We start from the raw sequence: 1,857 nt of genomic DNA, 5'->3' as shown, positions 1-1,857 counted from the left end.
GGGTTTCATCTTGAGACTCCTCAAAAGACTGGCATAGAGCTATTATCCTCTATCCTTTACATAAAAGCACTACCGTAGCCACAAATGAACGAATAGACGGTGCAGTAAATCCAAGTATTGACCGGCTTAAAGAGTGGCTCAAGCAAACCCCGCCAAATATCCATGTTGATGAAACACCTTGGTTAGTCAAAGGGATAAAAGAATGGTTATGGATTTTTGCCAATACCGACTTCGGTCTATTTCATGCTGCTGATACTCGTTCTCGCGCTGAATTAGAATCCATCCTGGGTTCGAGCTACGAAGGTGTACTTAGTTCTGATGACTATAGCGCTTATAATGGTTATCCGGTGAAAGCTCAACAGAAATGTCTGGCGCATTTACCAGGGTAAGAGCATCTCAATCATGCTTGACAAAAGCATTTGAGAATCTGCATCATATAGTCATTGTTCATCGCAGCCCGTTTTCTTTTTTGTCGCAAGCTACGCTGGAGAGTTGTTTCTTTGTTGACAGCATTCAACGCCCTCCGTCTGACCAGAGCCAAGTTTTGAGGGCTATTTAACGAACAAATACGGCATTTATCTTCATTGAACGTCACATCTAAACTCCAATGAACTTGATTCTCAATGCCCCAATGTTTACGAATAGCACGACCATTCCGCTTTAGCATCTACTGGTAACGAACTTAGGTAAAAATGTACCTCATAAGTGGTTTTATTCCAAAGATGACGAACTCTTTCGACAATTACAATAGTGCGTAGATTTGCCCACTGTTCTTGTTTGTAAAGTCCTCCGAGTTTGGCAACTGGTACCGCCCAAACTTTTCGGCTTTCGACGCGATGATGTCCCTTTTCGGTTCGGGAGTCATAACTGATTTCAATTCCCACGAATTGCTGATTTCTTGTGGTCTAAAACCAGTTTTTTACGCTTAGTGTAAAGAGTGGGGTGATTGCTTTTTAATGCTACGACATAATCAGCCTTTTTCTGACTAATAAGTTGGATAATTTCGGTTTGAGTTCCCATCGCATCGATGGTGATAATCGCTCCCGCAATGTCGATTAATTCCAGTAAGGCAGGAATCGCTGTGATTTCATTGGAAGGGTCTTCAACTTTGACTTGCCCGAGTACCAAACGTTGTTCGCTTGCCCAAGCTGTGACTAAATGTAGGTTTTTTAAACCTTTCTCAGGCGTCATAAGAACCTCGTAAACTTTTGCCATCAATCGGGATGATTTCTTGGAAAACTGCACCCATAATTTGCTGAAGCCATTGGGATAACTTCTGTTCTAAAGCTTTCGGGTTTAGCTTTTCAAAGACCCGACGAAATGTATCATCGCTGGGGATTCCATTTGGTAACTCTAAAAATTCCTCCAACCATTTCTGCTTGCTAACCCCATAATTTTCTATGTCTTCCCACCCATCAGCTCCGGCGATGACAGCTAATATGGTAATTACAAGAATGTCTTTGAGTAGGTGTTGTTTGGTTCGCTCAACTCTCGGGTCTGGTAAGTCATCAAAATAAGTTGAGAAGCTCGCTTGTAAGTCTTGGACTGAGATGGGTTGGGATCCGTTTTGCCCCGGTTCTGATTTTTTCGTAGATACCACAGAAGCGAATCCTTTTTCCATTGACTTATCCTCACCAGTCGTGACGAAAGATGCAGCAACATTATAGAACCGCTGCTGACTGAATGCCTGGGTCTAGATCTTGCGCTTTTTGTCAAGTACAATATATACCTAATTAGATGAGCTTACCCTGGCGCATTTACGCCGTCATTTCAAGAAGCCGATCAAACTTCCCGGATTAAATAACCAAGAGATTGGGGCCTTCTTTATCAGTCTGGTTGATGAAGCCTTTAAAAACT

At 42.4% G+C, this 1,857-nt stretch carries 2 pseudogenes; one reads left to right on the top strand and one right to left on the bottom strand.

Annotation, left to right across the window (positions count from 1 at the left end):
* Window positions 1–68: 68 nt before the first annotated feature.
* Window positions 69–380: pseudogene (locus QUB14_RS28510) on the top strand (IS66 family transposase); the annotation flags it as partial.
* 20 nt (window positions 381–400) lie between these two features.
* Here QUB14_RS28510 and QUB14_RS28505 read toward each other — a convergent pair.
* Window positions 401–1,621, bottom strand: a pseudogene (locus tag QUB14_RS28505) (ISAs1 family transposase).
* Window positions 1,622–1,857: the final 236 nt, after the last annotated feature.

The sequence above is a fragment of the Microcoleus sp. B3-D2 genome (genome assembly GCF_036705345.1).
GTDB lineage: Bacteria > Cyanobacteriota > Cyanobacteriia > Cyanobacteriales > Microcoleaceae > Microcoleus.
Note: the sequence above shows the minus strand (reverse complement) of the source record. Positions and strands in the feature narration are given on the sequence as shown.